This window comes from Mycobacterium sp. IDR2000157661 (assembly GCF_022317005.1).
In the GTDB taxonomy this organism is placed as follows: Bacteria; Actinomycetota; Actinomycetes; order Mycobacteriales; family Mycobacteriaceae; genus Mycobacterium.
The window spans coordinates 1666257-1690686 of the sequence record NZ_CP081006.1 but is presented as its reverse complement, the minus strand read 5'-3'; the positions used below and the strand labels follow the sequence as shown (position 1 = coordinate 1690686).

The window sequence follows — 24430 nt, the reverse complement described above, 5'->3', positions numbered from 1 at the left end:
GTGGGATCGCTCTTCCCCTACGTGCACGGTGCGCCGCCAGTCTCTCACGCCGCCCACGCCACCGGAAGGCCTACGCGGGTTCACCCACCGCCGGTTCCACGGCGGTCGCGCCAGCGGCACAACGCCTCCGCTTCGGAGAGGTCGTACGCCGGGCCGTTGACGCCGACCGTCAGCAACGTGACACCCAGATTCGCGAGCGCGTCGGCCTCGGCCGTCAACTCGTCGAGCGTCTTGCCCGAAACCCCGGCGGAGCGCTCGATGGCGTCCGGGTCGCGACCGACGGCGGCGCAGTGTCCGGCGAGGACCTCGGCCTTGCGGGGGTAGTCGCTGCTGTCGGCGAAGCTGTGCCAGATGTCGCTGTGCTCGGCGACCAGCCGCAGCGTCTTGCGCTCGCCGCCGCCGCCGATGAGGAGGGGGATGTCGCGGATCGGCGGTGGATTGAGCTTGGCCAGCCGCGACGTGATGCGCGGCATCGCCGCGGCGAGGTCGTCGAGCCTGCTGCCCGCCGTGCCGAACTCGTAGCCGTACTCGTCATAGTCCTTCTGCTTCCAGCCCGACCCGATGCCCAGGATGAGCCGGCCGTCGCTGATGTGATCGACGGTGCGCGCCATGTCGGCGAGGAGTTCGGGGTTGCGATACGAGTTGCAGGTCACCAGCGCGCCGATCTCGATGCGCGACGTCTGCTCGGCCCAGGCCCCCAGCATCGTCCAGCACTCGTAGTGCGCCCCGTCGGGGTCACCGTAGAGCGGGAAGAAGTGGTCCCAGTTGAACGCCACGTCGACGCCGATGTCCTCACAGCGCCGGACGGCGTCGCGCAGGTGACTGTACTGCGGGGAGTGCTGCGGCTGCAGTTGCACGCCGATGCGGATCGGTTGGCTCACCGATCCGTCATTCCCCTTCTGCTCAGAGGCCAATCCGTCCGTCGGCTCGCCACACCGCCACCATTGACGGCCGCGCCGTGCCGTTGCCGCCCTCGGGCCAGCGCGAGAGGGGGTCGTCGATGCTGTTGTCGTCGTTCTCGCCCGGGTGCTGGACCGCCACCATCACCAGGTCGTCGGTGACGATCGGCCCGCAGGTCTCGGCGCCGAGCGGCACGGTGAGGAACTGTTTGGTCTCGCCGCGGTTCGGCCCGTCCAGCGCGACGGCGAACAACCCGTCGTTGGAGTCGAGCGCGTTGCCGTCGGTGGAGATCCAGAGGTTTCCGTGTCTGTCGAAGGCGAGGTTGTCCGGGCAGGAGATCGGACTGACCTTGGTCTTGTCGAAGCCGGCGAAGTAGGTGTCGGCCGCCGCCGGGTCGCCGCAGACCAGCAGCAGGTCCCAGGTGAAGTCGGTACCGGCGTGGTTGTCGGTGATCTCGAGGACCTGGCCGCTCTTGTTGTCGTTGCGGGGGTTGGCCGCATCGGGCGGGGCTTCCCCTGGCGCACCGCGCTCGTCGTTGTTGGTCAGTGCGACGTAGACCTTGCCGGTCTTGGGGTCGGCCTCGAAGTCCTCGGGGCGATCCATCTTGGTGGCGCCGGCTTTGTCGGCGGCCATCCGGGTGAACACCGCGACCTCCTGGGCCGAGATTCCGTCGACCAGCGACTCGGCCTGCCCGTCCGGGCCCGAGCGCAGCAGCGGCAGCCACGTGCCGGTGCCGCTGAACGACCCCTTCGACGGCAGCTCGCCCGAGCCGTCGATCTCGTTGGCCGGGATGTCGCTGGAGAGCTTGGCGACATATAGCGTGCCCTCGTCGAGCACGGTCATGTTGTGCGCCATCGCCTCGGGATCGCCGCCGGCCTGGCCGCCGGGCCGCATCTTCTTGCTCGACACGAACTTGTACATGTAGTCGAAGCGCTCGTCGTCGCCGGTGTAGGCGACGACGGTGCCGTCGTCGGTGACGTAGATGTTGGCGCCTTCGTGCTTGAGCCGGCCCATCGCCGAGTGCTTGACGGGCATCGAGTTCGGGTCCCACGGGTTGAGTTCGACGACGTAGCCGAACCGGTTGGGCTCGTTGGGGGTGGCCACCAGGTCGAAGCGCGGGTCGAACGTCTCCCACCCCAGGGTCGACGGTTCGGCGGAGATGCCGTAGCGGTCGCGACGGTCGGCGTCGACGGGGCTCGGCGCCGGGGCGCCCTCGGCGGCGCCGAAGTAGTCCTGGAAGTTCTCCTCGCCGGAAAGCACTGTGCCCCAGGGGGTTACGCCGCCCGCACAGTTTGCGAACGTGCCCGCGACGGTGCGGCCGGCCGGGTCGGCCGCGGTCTTGACGAAGTCCGTTCCTGCGGCCGGACCGGTCAGCGTCATCGGGGTGTCGGCGGTGACGCGGCGGTTGTAGCGCCCCATCACCGGCCGCAGGCCCTTCGGTGTGCGTTCGACCTCGACGACGCCCATGCCGACGGCCGCGATCTCGACGTCGAACTGCACGCGGGTGGGTGCGTCGGCGTTGTAGCCGGGGAACATGAAGACGGGGTCGACGTACTCGAAGTTGGTCACCAGCAGGAAGCGGTTCTGCTGGTCGGGTATCGGCAGCAGTCCGGCGAAGTCGTTGTTGAAGCCGAACTGCCCGCGCTGCGCGGCGCCGGTCTGGTTGGTGACGTCGAACCTCGGCGCACCCTCGAGGACGGGATCGCCCCAGCTGATCACCACCGCCTGCTGGTAGCCCTCGGGGATGACGACGGAGTCCTCGCTGTTGGGTGCCACCGAGGGGAATCTCATGCCCGGCGGCGTCTCGGCCGGGGCGTCCGTCGTGGTCGTGGTGGCGGCCGGTTGGTCCTCGCTGCCGCACGCCGCCAGGACTGAACCGGCGCCGACCGCGAGGACCGCGACGCCACCGGCCTTCAGCGCGGCCCGCCGCGACAGCGACTTGGCGATGTCGCCGAAGTACTCGTTGTCGCTCTTGTTGGGCACCGGCTTGTTGCAGGCGTCACCGCACTTGTACAGACACGTCAGGTGTTGACGCTTCGACTTTCCGTCGTGGGTCACGAGCAGGTTGAGCGGCACGAGCGCCATGACGTCGCATTCCTTCCGAAACGGAACCGGGCCGAGGGCTGGTCGGTCGGGCCGGACTCCCGAAAGCTACGGGAAGCCGGCCGACAATCGGCAAGGAATGGGTGAACAGGAAGATAACGACGCCGCTCGGCCGGCGAATGTAACGCCATGGCGCTCTGCGCGCGGATACACCGCCGCATCATTACGCTCGCGCTACTGTGCGAGCACCCCGCGCAGGATCTCGGTCAACTTGAGTGGCTGATCGCTCTGCACCGAGTGCCCCGAGTCCGCGACCATGTGGACATCGCGGAAACCCGGTGCGGTGCGGGCGAACTCGGCCGCGTCATCGTCGTTGACGAAGAACGAGTTGGCCCCACGCACCAGCGTCGTCGGAACGGTGAGCCGGGGTACGTCCTCCCACAGGCCGTCAAAACCTTCGCCCTTACGGAACGTGTCGTACCGCCATGTCCAGGTGCCGTCCTCGAGCCGCTTGGCGTTGTGGAACACGCCTCGCCGCAACGACTCCCGGTCCCGGTGCGGTGCCGCGGCGACCGTCACCTCGAGCATCGCCTCGAACGACGGGAACGTGCGGTTCCCGTCGACCAGCGCGACGGTGCCCTTCTGCGCCTCGGTCATCTCGGTGTGCCGCTCGGGCGCCGACGGCGTCACGTCGACCAGCACCAACCGGCGCACCAGGTCCGGTGCGGCCACCGCGAGCCGCAGCGCGGTCAGCCCGCCCAGCGACATCCCGACGACGAGGTCGGCGTCTGGGGCGAACTGCCGCACCACGGGTTCGACGGCGACGGCACCCCGCTTAGGCCCGTAGTCGCCGTCCTCGCGCCAGGCCGAGCGGCCGTGGCCGGGCAGGTCGATCGCCAGCGCCGGTTCGCCCAACCCGACGATCACCGTGTCCCACGTGTGTGCGTTCTGCCCGCCGCCGTGCAGGAACACGACGCGCGGCGCACCGTCACCGAACTTCAGTGCGCTGATCGGCCCGGAGTCGATGCGCTGCACGTTCGGCACCGCCGACACACCGGCCTGTCGCGCGTTCTCCTCGAGGAAGATGAACTCCGACAGGGTGGCCAGTTCGTCGTCCGCCGAGATTTCGCTCATCAGCGAACCCTACAAAAGCAACGTGAGGTTCAGCCCTCGATGAAGTCCTCGAGCTGGGCCCGCGCGACGTCGTCGGCCAGCTGCTGCGGCGGGCTCTTCATCAGGTAGGCCGACGCGGCGACGACTGGGCCGCCGATGCCGCGGTCTTTGGCGATCTTCGCCGCGCGCACCGCGTCGATGATGACGCCCGCCGAGTTCGGCGAGTCCCACACCTCGAGCTTGTACTCGAGGTTCAGCGGCACATCGCCGAACGCACGGCCCTCGAGCCGCACGTAGGCCCACTTGCGGTCGTCGAGCCAGCCGACGTGGTCGGACGGGCCGATGTGCACGTCCTTGGTCTTGAACTCGCGCTGCAGGTTGCTCGTCACGGCCTGGGTCTTGGAGATCTTCTTCGACTCCAACCGCTCCCGCTCAAGCATGTTGAGGAAGTCCATGTTGCCGCCGACATTGAGCTGCATGGTGCGGTCGAGTTGCACGCCGCGGTCCTCGAACAGCTTGGCCATCACGCGGTGGGTGATGGTCGCGCCGACCTGGCTCTTGATGTCGTCGCCGACGATCGGAACGCCCGCGTCTTCGAACTTCTTCGCCCACACGGGGTCCGAAGCGATGAACACCGGAAGCGCGTTGACGAACGCCACGCCGGCGTCGATCGCGCACTGGGCGTAGAACTTGTCGGCTTCCTCGCTTCCCACCGGCAGGTAGGACACCAGCACGTCGACCTCGGCGTCCCTGAGCGCCTTGACGACGTCGACGGGGTCGGAGTCGGAGACCTCGATGGTGTCGGCGTAGTACTTGCCGATGCCGTCGAGCGTCGGGCCGCGCTGCACCGTGACGTTGGTCGGCGGCACGTCGGCGATCTTGATGGTGTTGTTCTCCGACGCGAAGATCGCCTCGGACAGGTCGAAGCCGACCTTCTTGGCGTCCACATCGAACGCGGCGACGAACTTCACGTCCCGAACGTGGTAGGGGCCCAGCCGCACGTGCATCAGCCCAGGAACGTTGGCCGACTCGTCGGCGTCCTGGTAGTACTGCACACCCTGAACAAGTGAGGACGCGCAGTTGCCCACACCGACAATCGCGACCCGTACCTCCGCATTAGATGCCATGACGGCTCTTTCCTTCCCTGTCGTACTTCGATTCGGTCATGCCTACGGCTGCTCGGCCCGTCCCTGCGCCAAGCGTTCCGCCGCTATCAACTCGTTGAGCCATTTCACTTCGCGCTCGCTGGACTCCAACCCGAGCTGATGTAGCTGGCGGGTGTACCGGTCGATTGAGCTGCTGGCCCGCGCCACTGCTTCGCGCAGGCCCTCACGGCGTTCCTCCACCTGACGACGGCGGCCCTCCAGGATCCGCATCCGGGCCTCGGCCGGGGTGCGGTTGAAGAAGGCCAAGTGCACTCCGAATCCGTCGTCGGAGAAGTTCTGTGGGCCGGTGTCGGCCACCAATTCGGCGAAGCGCTGCTTGCCCGCTTCGCTGAGCCGGTAGACACGCCTTGCGCGGCGCATCTTGGGGATGCCGTCGGGCGCGGCGTCCTCGACGATCAAGCCGTCGGTCTGCATCCGCCGCAGCGCCGGGTAGAGCGAGCCGTAGGAGAACGCACGGAAGGCGCCCAGCAGTCCGGTCAACCGCTTACGGAGTTCGTAGCCGTGCATCGGCGACTCCTGGAGGAGCCCCAGGATGGCCAGTTCCAGCATCACGGGCACCTCCTCCCAAAGATTTCCGCAAGTCCGTTACGGCGGTCCGACACCTCGCACCATAGTATCGCGCCGATATATTCGATGCGAACAAAGGGTTACCCCGGAGCGAACTGCGTCACACCTTCAGGAGGGGTAGTTGATCTGCTTGACCGTGCCGTCGCCGCCCAGTGCGATGTACCCGCCGCCGTAGTCGCTGGACACATATACCGACAGCGACAACGCGCCGGGTGTTGTCGGGTCGCCGCTCGCGTCGATGCTCAGGTAGGTGCTGTCGACGTCAGCCGGTTTGATGCCCAGCGTCTCGGGCGCCCCACGCAGCACGCCGACCACGGCCTTGGCGTCGAACTTGCTCAGATCGACCTCGGTCGCGTCGCTGGACCGGGAGCTGGTGCTCGGGTCGCCCCAGCCGCCGCGGTAGGTGTAGTTGAGCTCGCGACGCTCCTCGCCCGGATCGGGTCGGGTCAGCGAGGCGTAGTCCGGATACACGGTCAGCCGATAGCCCATGGTGTCGCCGAAGCGCTGCCTCATCTGCTTCATCAGCCCGGTCAGGCCGCCCAGCGAGTGCAGTTCCCGCGGCGGGGTCAGCACCACCGGCGTGATGCCGTCGGTCTTGGCGCCGGGGTCCGACGTGAAGTTCAGCGGCGACGAGGTGTTGCCGTAGAGGCCCCAGCCGATCGCGATGCCGAGCACCACGAGCACGCCGGCCACCGCGAGCCGCAACCCCCAGCCCGCACCCGAGCCCGCGACCGGCCGCGGCTTCTTCAGCTGCCGAAGCTGTACCGGCGCGTGCTCGGTCTGCAGATCCGACACGAGCGCCTGCAGTTCACCCAGCGTGGTCGCCGTGGTGGCCGCCTTGACCCGCTCACCGTGCTCGGCCATCGACAGCTGCCCCTCGCTCAGCGCGCTGTCGAGGATCTGGCACGTGTCGTTGCGGTCGGAGTCCTTCGCCCGCGTTCCCGGGCTCTGCCGCCCGGACCAGCTCGCTGCCACGACGATCATCGTAAGGTCCGGCGGCCGTCGGTCAGCGGATGAGGCCCTGCGAGGTCAGCACCGCGGCGAGGGCGCCGTCGAGCCCCCGCAGAGAGCCGTAGGCCGTGACGCCTCCGTTGCCGACCGATCCGCCGGCTTCGAGCAGCCGCCACTGGGTCGACGGCCGCAGGTGCGCGCCGGGCTGCCAGACGAGGTTGAGATCCAGGCTCAGCAGCCAGGCGTCCACGAATCCGGACACCTTGCCGGGCGCGTCGAACAGATGCGCGTCGGCGTGTAGGACGTCGGCGATCTGCGGATGCTCCAACGGATCGGCCGCATCGGTCCCGCCGGCCCCGTTATCGATGCTGACCCACAGCGCCACCTGGGGGCGACGGTCGGCGAACTCGGCCAGGCCGCGCGGGTAGTCGACACCGCGGCGGCGAGCGAAGCGCAGCGACGGGTACGTTTCGCCGATCCACTCCAACGACGTCCCCGACGCCGGGTCAGACAGTGGCGTCCCGTAGCGGTCGAAGGGCACCGGCGCGTCCACCGACGGCGGGCCCGACCAGCCGTCGGCCAGCCAACTGCTCGCGATCAGGATCGTGCGACCGTGCTGGCCGACCGTCGCCTCGACCGCCGCCGCGGTGCGACCGCTGCGGATGGTGCGGACCTGCACCTCCAGCGGACCGGGTAGGCCGCTCTCGACGAAGGTGACCGACAGCGACGCCGCGGCGTCGCGGCCGGTGTGCGCGAACATCGCGGCCAGCGCCAGCGCCGAGGTGTAGCCGCCGAACGCCCGCCCGTCGAAGCACCAGTGCTCGGGCAGATCACGGGTGTACCGGCTGGTCGCCTCACCGGTCGGGCCGCCATCGAGGGCGAAGTCGCGTCCGTCCAGCATGTGTTCTCCTGACTCTCGCCCGCCGGTGGAATCGACGAACGTCCAAGTCAAACACCATAGGGATGCACCAAGCCGAGCCGTCGCGCCTCGTCGGTCTGATCGCCGACGTACTCTGGTCTCCGTGCGATTGCAGCGACAGGTGGTGGACTATGCGCTTCGGCGACGGTCGCTGCTGGCGGAGGTGTACTCGGGGCGCACAGGCGTCTCGGATGTTTGCGACGCCAACCCCTACCTTCTGCGCGCTGCGAAGTTCCACGGCAAGCCCAGTTCGGTGACGTGCCCGATCTGCCGCAAGGAACAGCTCACCCTGGTGTCGTGGGTATTCGGCGATCACCTGGGCCCGGTGTCGGGATCGGCGCGCACCGCCGAGGAGTTGGTCCTGCTGGCGACCCGATACGACGAGTTCTCGGTACACGTGGTGGAGGTATGTCGCACCTGCAGCTGGAATCATCTGGTCAAGTCGTACGTGCTCGGCGCGGTCCCACCCCCTGGCGGGTCTCGGGGAACGCGCAGACCGAAGAGCACCCGGCCCGCGCGCGATCGTGCGCGCACGGCGAGTGAATAGCGAAGGGCGCCACGACCGGTCAGCCAACGAGGTCCGTTCAGGACGCGAGGCTGACGGCGTGAGCGCGTCGAACCCGAGGCCCGACGGCGCCGCCCGCAACCGCCCGCCGGCCGACCCGTCCCGGTCGTCGTCGAAGCGCGAGGGCGGGCGGCGGCCCGGCCGCTCGACGCCGCCCGAGGACCGCCATACCGCGGTCCTGCCGCCGGTCCGCGAGGCGCGGCCCCCACACCTGCGCGATCCCGTCGACGCCGTCAAGGCCGCACTGGACGGCACGCCACCGCCCAGGCCCCCCGCACCACCCCGTCGACCGCCGGGTGGTGGCGGCCCGCCGGGTGGACCGCAGGGTCCGCGGCGCAGCGGCGGCCAACGGATCAACTGGAAGTGGGTGCGCCGCGGCGCCCTCGCGTCGGCCGTGCTGTTCATCGTGCTGCCGGTCGTCACGTTCGCGATGGCCTACCTGATCGTCGACGTACCGCAGCCCGGCGACATCCGCACCAACCAGGTGTCCACGATCCTGGCCAGCGACGGCAGCGAGCTGGCGAAGATCGTTCCGCCGGAAGGCAACCGGATCGACGTCAACATCGACCAGATTCCGCTGCAGGCCCGCAACGCGGTGATGGCCGCCGAGGACCGCGACTTCTACTCCAACCCGGGCTTCTCGTTGACCGGGTTCGCCCGCGCGATCATGAACAACCTGTCCGGTGAGGATCTACAGGGCGGGTCGACGATCACCCAGCAGTACGTCAAGAACGCGCTCGTCGGCTCGGAACGCTCCGGTCTGGGTGGCATCACCAGGAAGGCCAAGGAGCTGGTGATCTCGACGAAGATGTCCGGCGAATGGTCCAAAGACCAGGTCCTGCAGTCGTATCTGAACATCATCTACTTCGGCCGTGGCTCCTACGGCATCGCCGCGGCGTCGAAGGCGTACTTCGACAAGCCGGTCGAACAGCTCAACGTCTCCGAGAGCGCCCTGCTGGCCGCGCTCATCCAGCGGCCTTCGGCCCTGGATCCGGCCGTCAACCCGGAAGGCGCCGCCGCGCGGTGGAACTGGGTGCTCGACGGCATGGTGGAGATCGGTGCGCTGTCGCCGCAGGAGCGCGCCGCGCAGGTGTTCCCCGCGACGGTGCCGCCGGATCTGGCGCGCTCACAGAACCAGACGACCGGCCCCAACGGGCTGATCGAGCGGCAGGTGCAGAAGGAGCTGCTCGAGCTGTTCGACATCAACGAGCAGACGCTGAATACCGAGGGTCTGCAGATCACCACGACGATCGACCGACAGGCGCAGAGCGCCGCGGAGGAGGCGGCCGCCGAGTACCTCGAGGGTCAGGACCCGGACATGCGCACCGCGATCGTGTCGATCGATCCGCGAACCGGCGGGGTGAAGGCCTACTACGGGGGAACCGACGCCAACGGCTTCGACTTCGCCCAGGCCGGCCTTCCGACGGGGTCGTCGTTCAAGGTCTTCGCGTTGGTCGCGGCGCTGCAGCAGGGCATGGGGCTGGGCACGCAGGTGGACAGCTCGCCGCTGACGGTCAACGGCATCCAGATCGGCAACGTCGAGGGCGGCGGGTGCGGCACCTGCAACATCGCCGAGGCGCTCAAACAGTCACTGAACACCAGCTACTACCGGCTGATGCTGAAGCTCGACAACGGCCCGCAGGACGTGGCCGACGCCGCGCACCAGGCCGGCGTCGCCGAGAGCTTCCCCGGTGTCGAGCACACGCTGTCAGAAGACGGGCAGGGCGGACCGCCGAACAACGGGATCGTGCTGGGCCAGTACCAGACCCGCGTCATCGACATGGCGTCGGCGTACGCGACGCTGGCCGCATCGGGGGTGTACCACAAGCCGCACTTCGTGCAGAAGGTGGTCAACGCCGAGGGCGAGGTGCTGTTCGACGCGGCGCAGCAGGACAATTCGGGCGAGCAGCGGATCGAGAAGAAGGTCGCCGACAACGTGACCGCCGCGATGCAGCCCATCGCCGCCTACTCCAACGGTCACGCGCTTGCCGGTGGCCGGCCGTCGGCGGCCAAGACCGGCACCAACCAGCTCGGTGACACCGGGGCCAACCGCGACGCCTGGATGGTGGGCTTCACGCCGTCGCTGTCGACGGCGGTCTGGGTGGGCACCACCGAGGGCACCAAGCCGCTGGAGAACCAGTGGGGCTCACCGGTGTACGGCTCCGGCCTGCCGTCCGACATCTGGAAGGCCACGATGGACGGCGCGCTCGAGGGCACCGACATCGAGTCGTTCCCCAAGCCGGAGTCGATCGGCGGATACGCCGGCGTGCCGCAGGCGCCCCCGCCGCCGACCACGGCGGAACCGACGCCGACCACGTCGGCGCCACCGCCGTCGGAGACGGTGATCCAGCCGACCGTCGAGGTGGCGCCCGGCATCACGATCCCCTGGGGCCCGCCGACGACCGTGCCCGTCGGGCCGCCCCCGCCCACCCCCGCGCCCGTGCCGCCCGCACCCGGACTCCCGCCGGGGCCGGTCGGAGCGCCGCTACCACCCGGACCGCCGCCGCCGCCCGGCGCACCGCTTCTGCCGGGTGCGCCGCCGCCGCCTCCGTGACGCACCCCGACGGCTCCGCCCCATCGCCGGGTCAATCGCCGCCTCGGCCGGCTCCTGTTGAATCGCCGGCTCGGCCGGCTCCTGTTGAATCGCCGGCTCGGCCGGCTCTTGTTGAATCGCCGGCTCGGCCGGCTCCTGTTGAATCGCCGGCTCGGCCGGCCGAAGACCGGCGGTCCCTGACCGACCGCGACCCGCCCAGCCGCACCGATGCCATCGGATCGGCGCTGGCCGACGCCATCGGCGGGCCGGTCGGCAAGCATGCGCTGATCGGCAGGCAGCGGTTCCTCACCCCGCTTCGGGTGATGCTGATCATCGCGCTGGTCTTCCTCGCGCTGGGCTACTCGACCAAGGCGGCGTGCCTGCAAACCAGCGGCAGTGGACCCGCCGATCAGCGGGTGGGCAACTGGGAGAACCAGCGGGCGTACTTCCAGCTCTGCTACTCCGACACCGTCCCGCTCTACACCGCGGAACTGTTGAACCAGGGCAAGTTTCCGTACAAGTCGAGCTGGGTGGAGAAGGACGCCGACGGCGAGCCCCACATCCAGTACGACGGCAACCCCGCGGTGCGTTACATGGAGTATCCGGTGATCACCGGTCTCTACCAGTACGTGTCGATGTCGTTGGCCAAGACCTACACCGCGGTGACCAAACTCGTGTCGGTGCCGATCATCGCCGAGGTGGTGATGTTCTTCAACATCGCCGCGCTCGGATTGGCGCTCGCGTGGCTGGCGACGGTTTGGGCCACCGCGCTGTTGGCCGGATACCGCCGGGTGTGGGACGCCGCCCTGGTGGCGGCCTCACCGCTGGTGATCTTCCAGATATTCACCAACTTCGACGCGCTGGCAACGGCTTTCGCGACCGGCGCGCTGCTGGCGTGGGCGCGCCGAAAACCGGTGCTCGCCGGTGCACTGATCGGCCTTGGGGTGGCCGCCAAGCTGTATCCGCTGCTGTTGCTGGCACCGTTGGCGGTGTTGGCGGTGCGAGCAGGCAAGCTGCGGGAGGTGGGCAAGACGGCGGCGGCCGCCGTGGTGGCGTGGCTGGTGGTCAACCTGCCGATCATGGTGCTGTTCCCGCGCGGCTGGTCGGAGTTCTTCCGGCTCAACACCCGTCGCGGTGACGACATGGACTCGATCTACAACGTCGTCAAGTCGTTCACCGGCTGGCAGGGCTTCGATCCCGACCTCGGGTTCTGGGAGCCGCCGACGGTGCTCAACGCGGTGTCCGCGGTGTTGTTCGTGTCCTGTTGTGTCGCAATCGGATACATCGCGCTGACCGCCAGGCGGCGACCGCGGGTGGCCCAGATCGCGTTCCTGGTCGTCGCGGCGTTCCTGCTGACGAACAAGGTGTGGAGCCCGCAGTTCTCGCTGTGGCTGGTGCCGCTGGCGGTGTTGGCGTTGCCGCATCGGCGGATCCTGTTGGCGTGGATGACGATCGACGCGCTGGTGTGGGTGCCGCGGATGCTGTACCTCTACGGCGAGTCGAACAGGGGTCTGCCCGAGCAGCCGTTCACCATCACGGTGTTGCTGCGCGACATCGCCGTGATTGCGCTGTGCGTGCTGGTGATCCGCCAGATCTACCGCCCGGAACTGGACCTGGTGCGGGCGCGCGGCGTCGTCGACGATCCCGCCGGTGGGGTGTTCGACGGTGCGCCGGATGCACCGCCGCGCCGGCTGCCCGACTGGCTGCGTCCGGAGGGAGACCGGATCAGGGTCGACGCGGCGCCTGAGCCGGAACTGGCTGACCAACGCAGCTGATCCCCCGACTGTGCGATTTCGCAGATCAGCGGGCGTTCCTGTAGCCTGGGCCGGTTGCCGACGCAGGTAACCCTCCTGCCACGGAACGACCGTGGCCGACCTAGACCGTAGGAGGTGATGAGGTTTCTATGCGTCCATACGAAATCATGGTCATTCTCGACCCCACTCTCGACGAGCGCACCGTAGCTCCGTCGTTGGAGGCGTTCCTCAACGTGGTCCGCAAGGACGGCGGCTCCGTCGACAAGGTCGACATCTGGGGCCGGCGTCGCCTGGCCTACGAGATCCGCAAGCACGGCGAGGGCATCTACGCCGTCGTCGACCTCAAGGCCGAGCCCGCGACGGTGAACGAGCTGGACCGTCAGCTCAACCTGAACGAGTCGGTGTTGCGGACCAAGGTGATGCGGACCGACAAGCACTAAAGGCGCTCAGCCGTCGGAGCCGCTGCGTAGGCTTCGCGCAAACACGGACACGCCAACCTTCAGGAGGAGCTCGTGGCTGGTGACACCACCATCACCGTCGTCGGAAACCTGACCGCCGACCCGGAACTGCGGTTTACGCCGTCGGGCGCGGCCGTCGCCAACTTCACCGTGGCGTCGACGCCGCGCATCTACGACCGGCAGAGCGGGGAGTGGAAGGACGGCGAGGCGCTGTTCCTGCGATGCAACATCTGGCGTGAGGCCGCCGAGAACGTCGCGGAGAGCCTCACCCGCGGCTCGCGGGTGATCGTTCAGGGTCGGCTCAAGCAGCGCTCGTTCGAAACCCGCGAGGGGGAGAAGCGCACGGTCGTCGAGGTCGAGGTCGACGAGATCGGCCCGTCGCTGCGCTACGCCACCGCGAAGGTGAACAAGGCGAGCCGCAGCGGCGGAGGCGGCGGCGGATTCGGTGGTGGCGGCGGACAGTCGCGCCCCGCCGAGCCGAAGGACGACCCGTGGGGCAGCGCCCCGGCATCGGGTTCCTTCTCCGGCAACGACGACGAACCACCCTTCTGACTCCAAATCAATCAGTAAGAAAGAGATAGACACATGGCCAAGGGCACGAAGCGTCGCCCGGCTCCCGAGAAGCCGGTCAAGACTCGCAAGTGCGTCTTCTGCTCCAAGAAGGGGCAGGACATCGATTACAAGGACACGGCGCTGCTGCGCACCTACATCAGCGAGCGCGGCAAGATCCGTGCGCGCCGGGTGACGGGCAACTGCGTGCAGCACCAGCGTGACATCGCGATCGCGGTCAAGAACGCCCGCGAGGTGGCGCTGCTGCCGTTCAGCTCGTCGACGCGATAGGCAGGACAGAAGACATGAAGCTGATTCTCACCGCCGACGTCGAACACCTCGGTGCTTCCGGCGACATCGTGGAGGTCAAGGACGGTTATGGCCGCAACTTCCTGCTGCCCCGGGGGATGGCCATCGTGGCGTCCCGCGGCGCCGAGCGCCAGGCCGACGAGATCCGTCGCGCCCGCGAGCAGAAGGCCGTCAAGGGTCGCGAACACGCGGTCGAGCTGAAGACCGCCATCGAGGGCCTCGGCCCGGTGCAGCTGCCCGTGAAGGCGGCCGCCGACAGCGGCAAGCTGTTCGGCTCGGTGACGACGGCGGACGTCGTCGCGGCGATCAAGAGCGCAGGCGGCCCGAACCTCGACAAGCGCACCGTGCAACTGCCGAAGGCGCACATCAAGACGACCGGTACGCACTCCATCGCGGTGCGGCTGCACCCGGAGATCGCCGCTTCGGTGTCGCTGGAAGTCGTCGCCGGCAAGTAACGCCAGCGTCAATACGGCCGGGTGAAGCCATGATCGATCTTCGCCCGGCCGTTGCCATGCGCGCTGGCGAACTTTGCAGAGTAGTTAGGCCGCAGCGAAGCTAACGCGCTGTTAACCTCTATGGCTCCTCGGCGCAACACAACACGCCCGACCCGGCAACCGGGCCCGACACGCCGAAGCAATTCTCATCCACAAGATCTAAACCGGCCTATGGTGCTGTTATCTGCAGTGATGCGGTGAACAGCACGGTTCATGCACAGGTTCTCCCCAAGGCGTAAACATGGCTGTCCAGACCTATCCACACTCCGTCCACAGGTCTATGAACAGGCGAGGCTTGCGTCCCCGTCAGCAACGCCTAACGTAATCCGTCGCGGGGCAGATCCGAAGTCGCGGTGGCGCGTTGTCGGCGGTCTGATCTACAGTCGCGAGAGACGGCTATCGAACTGACGTTCGATGAACAGCAGAGGGGGTGAAGCGCTTCGTGGCTGTCGTCGATGACCTCGGGCGTCCGGACACGGAGTCACACCAGGCGCCGCGGCCGAGCGAGGACTTCGGGCGTCAGCCCCCGCAGGATCAGGCCGCCGAGCAGGCGGTGCTCGGCGGGATGCTGCTGAGCAAGGACGCCATCGCCGACGTGCTCGAACGGCTGCGTCCCGGCGACTTCTACCGCCCGGCGCACCAGAACGTCTATGACGCGATCCTCGATCTCTACGGCAAGGGTGAGCCGGCCGACGCGGTGACCGTGGCCGCCGAGCTGGACCGCCGCGGGCTGTTGCGCCGCATCGGCGGGGCACCGTATCTGCACACCCTAATTTCCACGGTGCCGACGGCCGCCAACGCCGGCTTCTATGCGGGCATCGTCGCGGAGAAGGCGCTGCTGCGCCGGCTGGTCGAGGCCGGCACGCGGGTCGTGCAGTACGGCTACGCGGGGGCCGAGGGCGCCGACGTCAACGAGATCGTCGACCGCGCGCAGGCCGAGATCTACGACGTGACCGAGCGGCGGGCGGCCGAGGACTTCGTGGTGCTCGAGGAGATCCTGCAGCCGACGATGGACGAGATCGACGCGATCGCCTCGCAGGGCGGCATCGCGCGCGGCGTGCCGACGGGGTTCGTCGAGCTCGACGAGGTGACCAACGGCCTGCACGCCGGCCAGATGATCATCATCGCGGCGCGGCCTGGTGTGGGTAAATCGACCTTGGGACTCGATTTCATGCGGTCGTGCTCGATCAAGCACCAGATGCCGAGCGTCATTTTCTCTCTCGAGATGAGCAAGTCCGAGATCGTCATGCGGCTGCTGTCGGCGGAGGCGAAGATCAAGCTGGCCGACATGCGTTCGGGCCGGATGAGCGACGACGACTGGACGCGGCTGGCGCGGCGGATGAGTGAGATCAGTGAGGCGCCGCTGTACATCGACGACTCGCCCAACCTGACGATGATGGAGATCCGCGCGAAGGCCCGCCGGCTGTCGCAGAAGGCCGGGCTGCGGCTGATCGTCGTCGACTACATGCAGCTGATGACGTCGGGCAAGAAGTACGAGTCGCGCCAGCAGGAAGTTTCGGACTTCTCGCGAAGCCTCAAGCTGATGGCCAAGGAACTCGACGTTCCGGTGGTCGCGATCAGCCAACTGAATCGCGGGCCCGAGCAACGCACCGACAAGAAGCCGATGGTGTCGGATCTGCGTGAGTCGGGCTGCCTGACGGCCAATACGCGAATCCTGCGGGCGGACACGGGCGCCGAGGTGACGTTCGGCGAGCTGATGCGCACCGGCGAGCGGCCGCTGGTGTGGTCACTCGACGAGCGCAAGCGGGTGGTCGCGCGGCCCATGACGAACGTGTTCTACAGCGGGCACAAGGAAGTTTTCAAGGTTCGGCTGGCGTCGGGCCGCGAGGTGGAGGCGACGGCGAACCACCCGTTCCTGACATTCGACGGATGGACGCCGTTGGGTGAGTTGACGGTGGGCGACCGGGTAGCGGTTCCGCGCCGGGTGCCCGAGCCGGTGCAGACCCAGCGGATGGACGACTCGGGAGTCATCCTGTTGGCGCACATGATCGGTGACGGGTCGTGTGTGAGGAATCAGCCGATTCGCTACGCGAGCATCGACGAGTTGAACCTTGCGGCAGTTTCACGGGCGGCGCAGCACTTCGGGGTCAGAGCCGTTCGTGACGAGTATGCGGCGGCGCGGGTGACGACGCTGCGGCTGCCGGCGCCGTACCGGTTGACGCACGGCAAGCGGAATCCGATCGCTGCGTGGCTGGACAAGCTCGGCCTGTTCGGGAAGCGGAGCTACGAGAAATTCGTTCCGCGAGAGGTTTTCGCGCTGCCTAACGATCAGGTTGCGCTGTTTCTGCGGCACTTGTGGGCGACGGATGGCTCCGTGCGGTGGGATCACAAGATCCAGCAAGGCCGGGTCTATTACGCGTCGACCAGCCGGCAGTTGGTCGACGACGTCATGCTGCTGTTGCTGCGCCTGGGAATTCAAAGTCGAATCTATCGCGCACGAAAGGCGGGATACCGCGACTCGTGGCACCTCAACATTTTCGGTGCTAGCAATCAGCGGAGATTCCTCCAACGAGTGGATGTCAATGGAGCGAAGTTCTTCGCGGGTCGGGAGGTCATAGCGAACCTCGAGAACGTTGTTGCGACTGCGAACTCCGATACCATCCCTGTTGAGGTTTGGCATCGGGTCAGGCGTCTGCTCGCAGAAACCGGAGCGCCGCAACGGTCCTTCGCCCAATCCATGGGTACGAAGTTTTGTGGATCAACTATGTGGAAGCATCCGGCCGGGCGCAAACGTGTGCATAAGGCGGCGGCGGTCCTCAACGATGCGGAGTTGCATGATCTCGCGACGAACGATGTGTTCTGGGACAGGATCGTCGAGATCAGGAGTATCGGATGGGTAGACGTATACGATGCCACGGTCCCCGGAACGCATAACTTTACGGCCAATTGCATAACATTGCATAACTCGCTCGAACAAGATGCGGATATGGTCATCCTGTTGCACCGGCCGGATGCGTTCGAGCGGGATGACCCGCGCGGCGGCGAGGCGGATCTGATTCTCGGCAAGCACCGCAACGGTCCCACAAAGACCATTACCGTTGCGCACCAACTGCATTTGAGCCGCTTCGCGAACATGGCCAAGCAATAGTTGCTAGCCAGCGACCTTCTTCTGCGCGAGACCGGCGACTCCCGCTTCGACCCCGCGGGGCAGTACGAGTCGATGTCCTGTTCCACCGTTCGCGACGATGTCCGCCCCCCGATCGCTGAGTCTCCTATCTCGGCACTCGGACGCCTTAGCGGTCGTGCTTAGGGCACGCTGCGTAGTTCGGCTGCGGCCCGCCCTCCGCCGCGCACGCGCCGTCCATGTATCCCGGATGGTCATCCAGGGATGCCTCGGTACCGGCCCCGGCTGCGTCAACATGCTCGCCCCGGAAAATCGCACTGCGTCAGTCTTCTTCGTAGCAAAGGAGCGCGGGCTCTCACGTGCTCGCCCTGCGGAGTTGTCAGGTGGTGATGTTGAACACCCACACCGCCAGCGTCGTGGTGGCCACGCTGATGAGCAGGATCGCTATGAGGTTGAGCCAGATTCCGCCCTTGACCATGCTGCCGATGTTGACGTATCCGGTGCCGAAGACGATCGCATTGGGCGGGGTCGCCACCGGAAGCATGAATGCCGACGTCGCCGCGAGGGCGACCGGTATCGTCAGCAGCAACGGATCCGCACCGATGCCCATCGCGACCCCACCAATCACCGGCAGGAACGTTGCTGCGGTGGCGGTGTTGCTGGTCAGCTCGGTCAGGAAGATCACCCCGGTCGTGATCAACCCGACCAACAGCAGAATCGGCAGCCCCTGCAGGGTCTGCGCCTGGGTACCGATCCACTCGGTGAGTCCCGAGGCGCTGAACTGAGAGGACAGCGCCAGCCCGCACCCGAACAACAACAGCACGCCCCACGGGAGTTGCACCGCGGTGGTCCAATCCAGCAGTCGCACACCGAGTCTCGCTCCTGCCGGAAGGATGAACAACAGCAGGCCGGCCGCTATCGCGATGCCGGAATCGGAGATGGGCGGATCCTCCCAGATCAGCGGAAACGATATCCAGCTGACGGCTGCGAGGGCGAAGATCACCGCGACGCGCCGCTCACCGCCTGAGGGACGCCCGAGTTTGGCCAACTCAGTGTCGAACAACTTCTTGCCGCCTGGGAGCTCCTTGATCTCCGGCTTGAAGATCACCTTGGCCAGCAGCAGCCAGGTCAGCACCAGCATGACGGTGGCCAGCGGAAGGCCCAGCAGCATCCACTGGCCGAAGCCGATGTCGATGTTCTGCTCGTCCTCCAGGTAGCCCACCAGCAAGGTGTTCGGCGGTGTGCCGATGATCGTGGCGAGGGAACCGACCGAGGCCGCGTAGGCGATACCCAGCATCAGCGCGGTGCCGAAGTTGGATGCTTTAACCTGCTCCTGCACTTCCTCGTCGTCGGTCGCGTCCCCCCCGCTGACCTCCTGGTCGCCTTCGCTTCGGGGAACCGACACCGTGCCGGCCAGCATCAGGACCGAGACGCCGATCGGCACCATCATCACTGCGGTCGCGGTGTTGGAGACCCACATGCTGAGGAATGCTGTGGCGAGCATGAAACCGGCGATGACCCGCGTTGCACCGGTACCCATCGCCCGTACCGTCAGCAACGCGATGCGCCGGTGCAGGTTCCACCGCTGCATTGCGAGGGCAATGAGGAATCCGCCCATGAAGAGGAAGATGATGTCGCTGCCGTAGTAGGCGCCGACGTCGGAGACGCCCACGTCGCCGATGAGAATCGGGAAGACGACCAGTGGCAGCAATGCAGTGGCCGGGATCGGGATGGCTTCAGTCATCCACCAGACACCCATGAGGACTGCGATGGCGGCGGTGGTCTTGGCTGCGTGGGCCAGGTCGCCGGGCAGCACCGTATACACGAGCACCGCCAGCAGCAGCCCGCCGCCGAAACCGATCCAGCGCCTCCGAAATGTCGACGTGCTCTCGGCCGGCGCGCGCTCGCCCGCCGATTGCATGTCGACCTCGTCGTCACCATGCGGGTCTCGCTGGTGGCGTTCGAGATCTTCTCGTGCACCCTGATCACTGGACATGAGTCACTCCTCCCCGACGCCAGCACGGCCCGGCGTCCACCGAACGGCCGGCTGTAGTGATGCACATCACGACGAGTGTCTACCCACTCCGTGACGGGTGGAAGCGCGCGGACATGGGAAGTACGGCAGAGACGCTGCATTCTCGCGCTCAAGTAGACGCTGCCTCAGATCAACGACACAACCGGGTGTCGCAACTGGGTCTCTCTTTGACACCGAACAGGTTTCGCCGGGCCAATCCTGTCGCAGCGTCCGGTTAGCATGACCCTTCTCCCAAGAGCGATCGTGTCGCCTGAATCCTGAGGTGCCTGTGAAACTGCGAAAAGTACTGGCACACCTCGGGGCGGCGCTGTTGGCTCTGCCACTCGCTGTGCCGGTTGCAGCAGCGCCTGCCACTTCATCTCTTGGCCAGCCCACCCAGTGGATCGTCGTCGGTGTGCCCGCCGCCGATGCGACAACAGGAACCCTTACCGCCTATCAGCGGGCTGGTCAGCAGTGGAAGGTAGTCCTGGGACCGACGCCCGCCAAAGTGGGTTCGCTCGGTGTCGGCGCCCCGGCTGACGGTGTGCACCGCACTCCCGTGGGAACGTTCACGTTCGACCAGGCCTTCGGCCGACAGCCCAACCCAGGCACCAGGATGCCGTATTTCCAGGCCACCGATCAGGATTGGTGGGACGAGGATCCCGAATCTCCTACCTACAACACCCACGTGCGCCGGCCGGGCCGACCCTCGTCCGTCACGGAGAACCTCTACGATTCCGGACCCGTCTACGACTACGCAGTCAACATCGCGGTGAACCCGCAACGCATACCGGGACGCGTCTCCGGCATCTTTCTTCACGTGACCGATGGCAGCCCTACCTGGGGATGTGTGGCCATCGGTCGCGACGAAATGCGCTCAGTGCTGAAGTGGCTCGACCCCTCCGCCAGCCCGCGAATCACCATCGGCGTGGGCAGCCCATCGCTAGTTGCATCGCGGTGAGCCTGTCGAATTCAGAGGGCAACCGTTCACACGCGCGATCTCGGCGAACACCTGATCTTCCCCGTCGAGCGACGCCCTACTAGTCCAGGCGCCCGGCGTCGACCAGGCGGATCACCGCCACACCTTCTTCGTCCGACCTCGCCAGCTCGACGTCGACGTCGAAGCCCCAGTCGTGGTCGCCGGCGGGGTCGTCGAGGATCTGCCGTACATGCCACACGGTCGGCTCCCGGTCGATGATCAGCATTGCCGGTCCCCGCGCGTCGGCACCGGTGCCCACCTCGTCGTGCTCGTCGAAGTACGCGTCGATGACGTCTGCCCACCGGTCAGCGGTCCAACCGGATCCAGCGTCCAGCGCGCCCAGGTCGTCGGCGCGCCGCCGGGCGAACAGTTCCACCCGGCGGAAGAGCGCGTTGCGGACCATCGCGGTGAACGCCCGCTGGTTGCCCGTCAGCGGGCGCGGTCGGGCCGGTACCGCCACCGGAGCATCGTGCTGCTGGTCCGGGTTGGTGAGCTGCTCCCACTCATCGAGCAAGCTCGAATCAACCTGCCGCACAAGTTCCCCCAGCCACTCGACGATGTCGGTGAGCTCCTCGGTCCGCGCGGCAGCGGGAACGCCGGATCGCAGCGCCTTGAACGCGTCGGAGAGATACCGCAGCAGCGCGCCCTCGGAGCGGGTCAGCCCATAGACGCTGACGAACTCGCGGAAGGTGAACGCGCGCTCCCACATCTCGCGCACCACCGACTTCGGCGACAGCTGCGCGTCGGCGGCCCACGGATTGCTCTGCAGGTACACCTCGTAGACGTGGCCGAGCAGTTCGTCGAGCGGCTTGGGATAGCTGACGTCGTCGAGCAGCTCGATCCGCTCGTCGTACTCGATGCCGTCGGCCTTCATCTGAGCGATGGCCTCGCCCCTGGCCTTCTTCAGCTGCGCCGCCAGGATCTGCCGCGGATCCTCCAGCGTCGCCTCGATGACCGAAACGACGTCCAGCGCATGGGTTTTCGCTTCTGAATCGAGCACGTCGACCGCGGCGAGCGCGAACGTCGACAATGGCTGGTTCAGCGCGAAGTCGGGGGGCAGGTCGACGGTCAGGCGGTAGCGCCTGCCGTCGGGGTCGGGTTCGGCGAGCCGCTCCACCACCCCTGCCTGCAGCAGCGACCGGGCGATGCCGACGGCCTCACGGATGAGGGTCAGCTGACGCTTGCGCGGCTCATGGTTGTCGGTGAGCAGGCGGCGCATCGCGGCGAACGGGTCGCCCTCCCGGTCGACGACGTCGAGGATCATCGCCGTCGACACCTTCATATTGCTCGTCAGGGGCTCGGGTGCCGCATCGATCAGGCGCTTCATCGTCGCCTCGCTCCACGGCACCATCCCCTCGGGAACCTTGCGGCGCACCAGCTTCCGGCGCTTCTTCGGGTCGTCGGCGACCTTGGCGAACTGCTTGAGGTTGGCCACCTCGTGCTCGGGTGCCTGCACGACGACGGTGCCCGCGGTGTCGTAGCCCGCGCGACCCGCCCGCCCCGCGATCTGATGGAACTCGCGGGCAGTGAGCAGCCGGCTGCGGGTGCCGTCGTACTTCGATAGCGCGGCGAACACCACCGTGCGGATCGGCACGTTGATCCCAACGCCGAGCGTGTCGGTGCCGCAGATGATCTTCAGCAGACCGGCCTGCGCCAACTGCTCGACGAGCCGCCGATACTTGGGCAGCATGCCGGCGTGGTGAACACCGATGCCGTGCCGGACGAGCCGCGACAGCGTTGTACCGAAGGCCGACGAGAACCGGAACGCACCGATCATGTCGGCGATCGCGGCCTTCTCCTCCTTCGTGCTGACGTTGACGCTCATCAGCGCCTGCGCCCGTTCCAGGGCGGAGGCCTGCGTGAAGTGGACGACGTAGACGGGCGACTGCCTGGTCTCGACGAGCTCATGGATCGTCTCGTGCATCGGTGTGGTCGCGTAGGAGAAGAACAACGGAACCGGACGGTCGGCGTTGGCCACCAGCGCCGTGGGCCTGCCGGTACGCCGGGTCAGGTCCTCGCGCAGGAACGTCACGTCGCCCAGCGTCGCCGACATGAGCAGGAACTGGGCGTTCGGCAGCTCCAGCAGCGGCACCTGCCATGCCCAGCCACGATCCGGGTCGCCGTAGAAGTGGAACTCGTCGAGGACGGCCAGGCCGATGTCGGCCGCGGCACCCTCGCGCAGTGCGGTGTTGGCCAATATCTCTGCGGTGCAGGCGATGATCGGCGCCTCCCGATTGACCGAGGCATCACCGGTCAGCATCCCGACATGGGCCGCACCGAAGATGTCGCAGAGGGCGAAGAACTTCTCACTGACCAGCGCCTTGATCGGCGCGGTGTAGTAGCTGCGGCCGTTTCCCACCGAAGAGCGAGCCAGCGCTGCGTACAGCGCGCCGGTGGCCACCAGTGACTTCCCCGAACCGGTCGGCGTCGCCAGCACGACGTTCGCGCCGCTGACCAGCTCAATCAGCGCCTCCTCCTGCGCCGGGTACAGCTGGGTGCCGTTCGCATCGGCCCACGCGGCGAAGGAGGCGAACAGCTCGTCGGGATCGGCGCTGCTCGCACGCAGGGTGGTCAGATCGCCTGCGGAGGCGAGCAGCGGGGAGGCAATGTTGGTCACGGGGTGGGGGTGGGCGCGACTCAGGCTGTGGCGTCGATCGCGCTGATCGTGATTTCGAAGCGGCCCTGCTGCTTGTCGAGAATGTAGACCGCCACCTGGTTGATGGATGACGGATCCAGCGTCTGGGGCGCATCGGGTGCGGGATCGAGGCGCGTGCCAACCGGTTGGAAGCCCGCGATGGGCAGTTCGTAGATGCGCGAGATGCCGGCCTCGGTGGCGAAACGCTGGATGTAGGACCATGGCTGCCCTGCATCGCCCACTCTGAGCACGTAGGTCTTGCCGTCGCCCACAGCGTGCACGCGCAGCGACGTGGCGCCTGCTGCTCGTCGCCCGATCTCGGGGTCCTGCGGACTGCGCGCCGAGGCGAAACCGCCGTTGTTCTCCAGCGAGATGTCCCCCGAGAACACGAGGCCACCGGCGCCGAAGGTGATCGTCGAGGTGGACCTGCCGCCCATGACGGGGTCGTTGACCGTTGTCCAGCCGGCCACTTCGTTGGCATCGCCGAGGTCGACGAGAGCGACGTCGCGCCCTTCGGACACGGGTGCTTGGGCGGACGAGCCAGGAGCCCCCGGCGTGTTCGTCGTCTTGTCGGCGTTCGCGGATCGCCCGGCGCTTCCGCACGACACCACCAGCAGCGCCGAGCACGCGATCGCGATGCCGACAAGACCACGTCGGCACCCGCGGCGCACCGCCGTCAACACCGACTCGGATCGGCACTCATCTCGCGGCTGCGCATCGGCATGCCATCGATCACGGCATAAATCGATTGAAGATCCGGTACATCCTTGACGCGCAGTTTCTCGCCGCCGTCTTTGCCGATCAACACCACGCTCAAGGCGTCCTCACCGATTCCATACTGCGTCGTCAGCCGTTGTGACTCATCGGAGTTCATGACCTGGCCATCGAGCGTGCTGGTGCCCTCGCCCACCACCACGCCGAGCACCATGTCACGAGTGACGAAGTCACACCGACTCGCCTCGATTCGGCTCAGCGTTTCGGCGAGCCGCGGATCGCTGTCCGTCGGCGCGAACACCAGTAGGGGACGACGCTCCCAGCGATAGTCGCTCAGTTCGGAAGCGACGGCGGTAGCTGAGCCGAGGACAGTGCTCGCGATCATGACAAAGAGCAGGAACATCATTCGCCGAACACTGACCATGGTGTTCCCGACTGTACCGGTGGGTCGTAGGCCTCGGTGAGAAGTGCCGACTGTTCGGCCAACGAGCGCTGACCACCACGTCATGACCGCCAGTGCGATCCTCGGAGGATGGCGCGCACGTGGTTGTCGGTGACGGTGGAGCTGCTCGGCGGGCGCGAGGAATAACTGTGGCCGAGGTGGGACCGGTCACACCTGTCGATGTTCACCCCTTGCTGACGGACGAGTGGTCACCGACGAGGAGACGGGCGCGGAGATCGC

Annotated in this window: 20 protein-coding genes; 9 read left to right on the top strand and 11 right to left on the bottom strand. The window is 67.1% G+C overall.

Going from position 1 to position 24430, the window contains the following annotated elements; genetic code table 11:
• Positions 1-80: 80 nt before the first annotated feature.
• The 7 genes from K3G64_RS09125 to K3G64_RS09095 form a co-directional block, all read right to left on the bottom strand.
• Positions 81-881, bottom strand: coding sequence for an LLM class F420-dependent oxidoreductase (locus tag K3G64_RS09125; protein WP_238949274.1), 801 nt, complete (start codon positions 879-881; stop codon positions 81-83).
• A 22-nt stretch (positions 882-903) separates the two neighbouring features.
• Positions 904-2985: a PhoX family protein gene (locus tag K3G64_RS09120; protein ID WP_238949272.1), complete on the bottom strand. Its 2082-nt coding sequence runs from the start codon at positions 2983-2985 to the stop codon at positions 904-906.
• 192 nt (positions 2986-3177) lie between these two features.
• Entirely contained in the window at positions 3178-4077 is a 900-nt protein-coding gene (locus tag K3G64_RS09115) for an alpha/beta fold hydrolase (RefSeq protein ID WP_238949271.1), read from the bottom strand.
• A gap of 29 nt (positions 4078-4106) precedes the next feature.
• Positions 4107-5183 carry an inositol-3-phosphate synthase gene (locus K3G64_RS09110; RefSeq protein WP_238949270.1) on the bottom strand — a complete coding sequence of 359 codons (1077 nt, stop codon included), beginning with the start codon at positions 5181-5183 and terminating at the stop codon, positions 4107-4109.
• Positions 5184-5225: 42 nt separating this feature from the next.
• Positions 5226-5771 (bottom strand): PadR family transcriptional regulator, encoded by a 546-nt coding sequence (locus K3G64_RS09105; protein WP_238950542.1) that lies wholly within the window; start codon positions 5769-5771, stop codon positions 5226-5228.
• 126 nt (positions 5772-5897) lie between these two features.
• Positions 5898-6764: a DUF1707 SHOCT-like domain-containing protein gene (locus K3G64_RS09100; protein ID WP_238949268.1), complete on the bottom strand. Its 867-nt coding sequence runs from the start codon at positions 6762-6764 to the stop codon at positions 5898-5900.
• 31 nt (positions 6765-6795) lie between these two features.
• Positions 6796-7641 carry a thioesterase family protein gene (locus tag K3G64_RS09095; protein ID WP_238949266.1) on the bottom strand — a complete coding sequence of 282 codons (846 nt, stop codon included), beginning with the start codon at positions 7639-7641 and terminating at the stop codon, positions 6796-6798.
• 121 nt (positions 7642-7762) lie between these two features.
• Here K3G64_RS09095 and K3G64_RS09090 point away from each other — a divergent pair, with 121 nt between their 5' ends.
• The 8 genes from K3G64_RS09090 to K3G64_RS09055 all read left to right on the top strand — a co-directional run bounded on the left by K3G64_RS09090 (position 7763) and on the right by K3G64_RS09055 (position 17430).
• Positions 7763-8206 carry a DUF5318 domain-containing protein gene (locus K3G64_RS09090; protein WP_238949265.1) on the top strand — a complete coding sequence of 148 codons (444 nt, stop codon included), beginning with the start codon at positions 7763-7765 and terminating at the stop codon, positions 8204-8206.
• A gap of 58 nt (positions 8207-8264) precedes the next feature.
• Positions 8265-10778, top strand: a complete 2514-nt coding sequence (locus K3G64_RS09085; protein ID WP_370647131.1) for a transglycosylase domain-containing protein — start codon at positions 8265-8267, stop codon at positions 10776-10778.
• A 176-nt stretch (positions 10779-10954) separates the two neighbouring features.
• On the top strand, positions 10955-12532 hold the full coding sequence (locus tag K3G64_RS09080) for a glycosyltransferase family 87 protein (RefSeq protein WP_238950538.1): 1578 nt from the start codon (positions 10955-10957) through the stop codon (positions 12530-12532).
• Between the two features lie 128 nt (positions 12533-12660).
• Entirely contained in the window at positions 12661-12951 is a 291-nt protein-coding gene (gene rpsF, locus K3G64_RS09075; RefSeq protein ID WP_238949264.1) for a 30S ribosomal protein S6, read from the top strand.
• Between the two features lie 72 nt (positions 12952-13023).
• Positions 13024-13521: a single-stranded DNA-binding protein gene (locus K3G64_RS09070; protein WP_238949263.1), complete on the top strand. Its 498-nt coding sequence runs from the start codon at positions 13024-13026 to the stop codon at positions 13519-13521.
• Positions 13522-13554: 33 nt separating this feature from the next.
• The gene (gene rpsR / locus K3G64_RS09065; protein WP_238949262.1) at positions 13555-13809 is read left to right on the top strand and encodes a 30S ribosomal protein S18; all 255 of its coding nucleotides are present in this window, start codon (positions 13555-13557) and stop codon (positions 13807-13809) included.
• A gap of 14 nt (positions 13810-13823) precedes the next feature.
• Positions 13824-14282: a 50S ribosomal protein L9 gene (gene rplI, locus K3G64_RS09060; RefSeq protein WP_238949261.1), complete on the top strand. Its 459-nt coding sequence runs from the start codon at positions 13824-13826 to the stop codon at positions 14280-14282.
• Positions 14283-14763: 481 nt separating this feature from the next.
• Positions 14764-17430 (top strand): replicative DNA helicase, encoded by a 2667-nt coding sequence (locus K3G64_RS09055; protein WP_238949260.1) that lies wholly within the window; start codon positions 14764-14766, stop codon positions 17428-17430.
• A gap of 355 nt (positions 17431-17785) precedes the next feature.
• On the opposite strand, the gene K3G64_RS09050 is transcribed toward K3G64_RS09055, so the two are convergent.
• Positions 17786-19327 (bottom strand): SLC13 family permease, encoded by a 1542-nt coding sequence (locus tag K3G64_RS09050; RefSeq protein ID WP_238950536.1) that lies wholly within the window; start codon positions 19325-19327, stop codon positions 17786-17788.
• A gap of 382 nt (positions 19328-19709) precedes the next feature.
• Here K3G64_RS09050 and K3G64_RS09045 point away from each other — a divergent pair, with 382 nt between their 5' ends.
• Positions 19710-20381, top strand: coding sequence for a L,D-transpeptidase family protein (locus K3G64_RS09045; RefSeq protein ID WP_238949259.1), 672 nt, complete (start codon positions 19710-19712; stop codon positions 20379-20381).
• Positions 20382-20460: 79 nt separating this feature from the next.
• Here K3G64_RS09045 and K3G64_RS09040 read toward each other — a convergent pair whose 3' ends face one another.
• The 3 genes from K3G64_RS09040 to K3G64_RS09030 all read right to left on the bottom strand — a co-directional run bounded on the left by K3G64_RS09040 (position 20461) and on the right by K3G64_RS09030 (position 24154).
• Positions 20461-23007, bottom strand: a complete 2547-nt coding sequence (locus K3G64_RS09040; RefSeq protein ID WP_238950534.1) for a DEAD/DEAH box helicase — start codon at positions 23005-23007, stop codon at positions 20461-20463.
• 29 nt (positions 23008-23036) lie between these two features.
• Entirely contained in the window at positions 23037-23555 is a 519-nt protein-coding gene (locus K3G64_RS09035; RefSeq protein WP_238949258.1) for a CIA30 family protein, read from the bottom strand.
• Between the two features lie 155 nt (positions 23556-23710).
• The gene (locus K3G64_RS09030; protein ID WP_238949256.1) at positions 23711-24154 is read right to left on the bottom strand and encodes a DUF4174 domain-containing protein; all 444 of its coding nucleotides are present in this window, start codon (positions 24152-24154) and stop codon (positions 23711-23713) included.
• Positions 24155-24430 lie beyond the last annotated feature (276 nt).

What these genes read in the sequence shown, in the direction of transcription:
- K3G64_RS09120 (WP_238949272.1), bottom strand. Translation starts at nt 2,985, where the DNA reads ATGGCGCTCGTGCCGCTCAACCTGCTCGTGACCCACGACGGAAAGTCG.
- K3G64_RS09115 (WP_238949271.1), bottom strand. Translation starts at nt 4,077, where the DNA reads ATGAGCGAAATCTCGGCGGACGACGAACTGGCCACCCTGTCGGAGTTC.
- K3G64_RS09110 (WP_238949270.1), bottom strand. Translation starts at nt 5,183, where the DNA reads ATGGCATCTAATGCGGAGGTACGGGTCGCGATTGTCGGTGTGGGCAAC.
- K3G64_RS09105 (WP_238950542.1), bottom strand. Translation starts at nt 5,771, where the DNA reads ATGCTGGAACTGGCCATCCTGGGGCTCCTCCAGGAGTCGCCGATGCAC.
- K3G64_RS09095 (WP_238949266.1), bottom strand. Translation starts at nt 7,641, where the DNA reads ATGCTGGACGGACGCGACTTCGCCCTCGATGGCGGCCCGACCGGTGAG.
- rpsF (WP_238949264.1), top strand. Translation starts at nt 12,661, where the DNA reads ATGCGTCCATACGAAATCATGGTCATTCTCGACCCCACTCTCGACGAG.
- rpsR (WP_238949262.1), top strand. Translation starts at nt 13,555, where the DNA reads ATGGCCAAGGGCACGAAGCGTCGCCCGGCTCCCGAGAAGCCGGTCAAG.
- rplI (WP_238949261.1), top strand. Translation starts at nt 13,824, where the DNA reads ATGAAGCTGATTCTCACCGCCGACGTCGAACACCTCGGTGCTTCCGGC.
- K3G64_RS09050 (WP_238950536.1), bottom strand. Translation starts at nt 19,327, where the DNA reads ATGCAATCGGCGGGCGAGCGCGCGCCGGCCGAGAGCACGTCGACATTT.
- K3G64_RS09030 (WP_238949256.1), bottom strand. Translation starts at nt 24,154, where the DNA reads ATGATGTTCCTGCTCTTTGTCATGATCGCGAGCACTGTCCTCGGCTCA.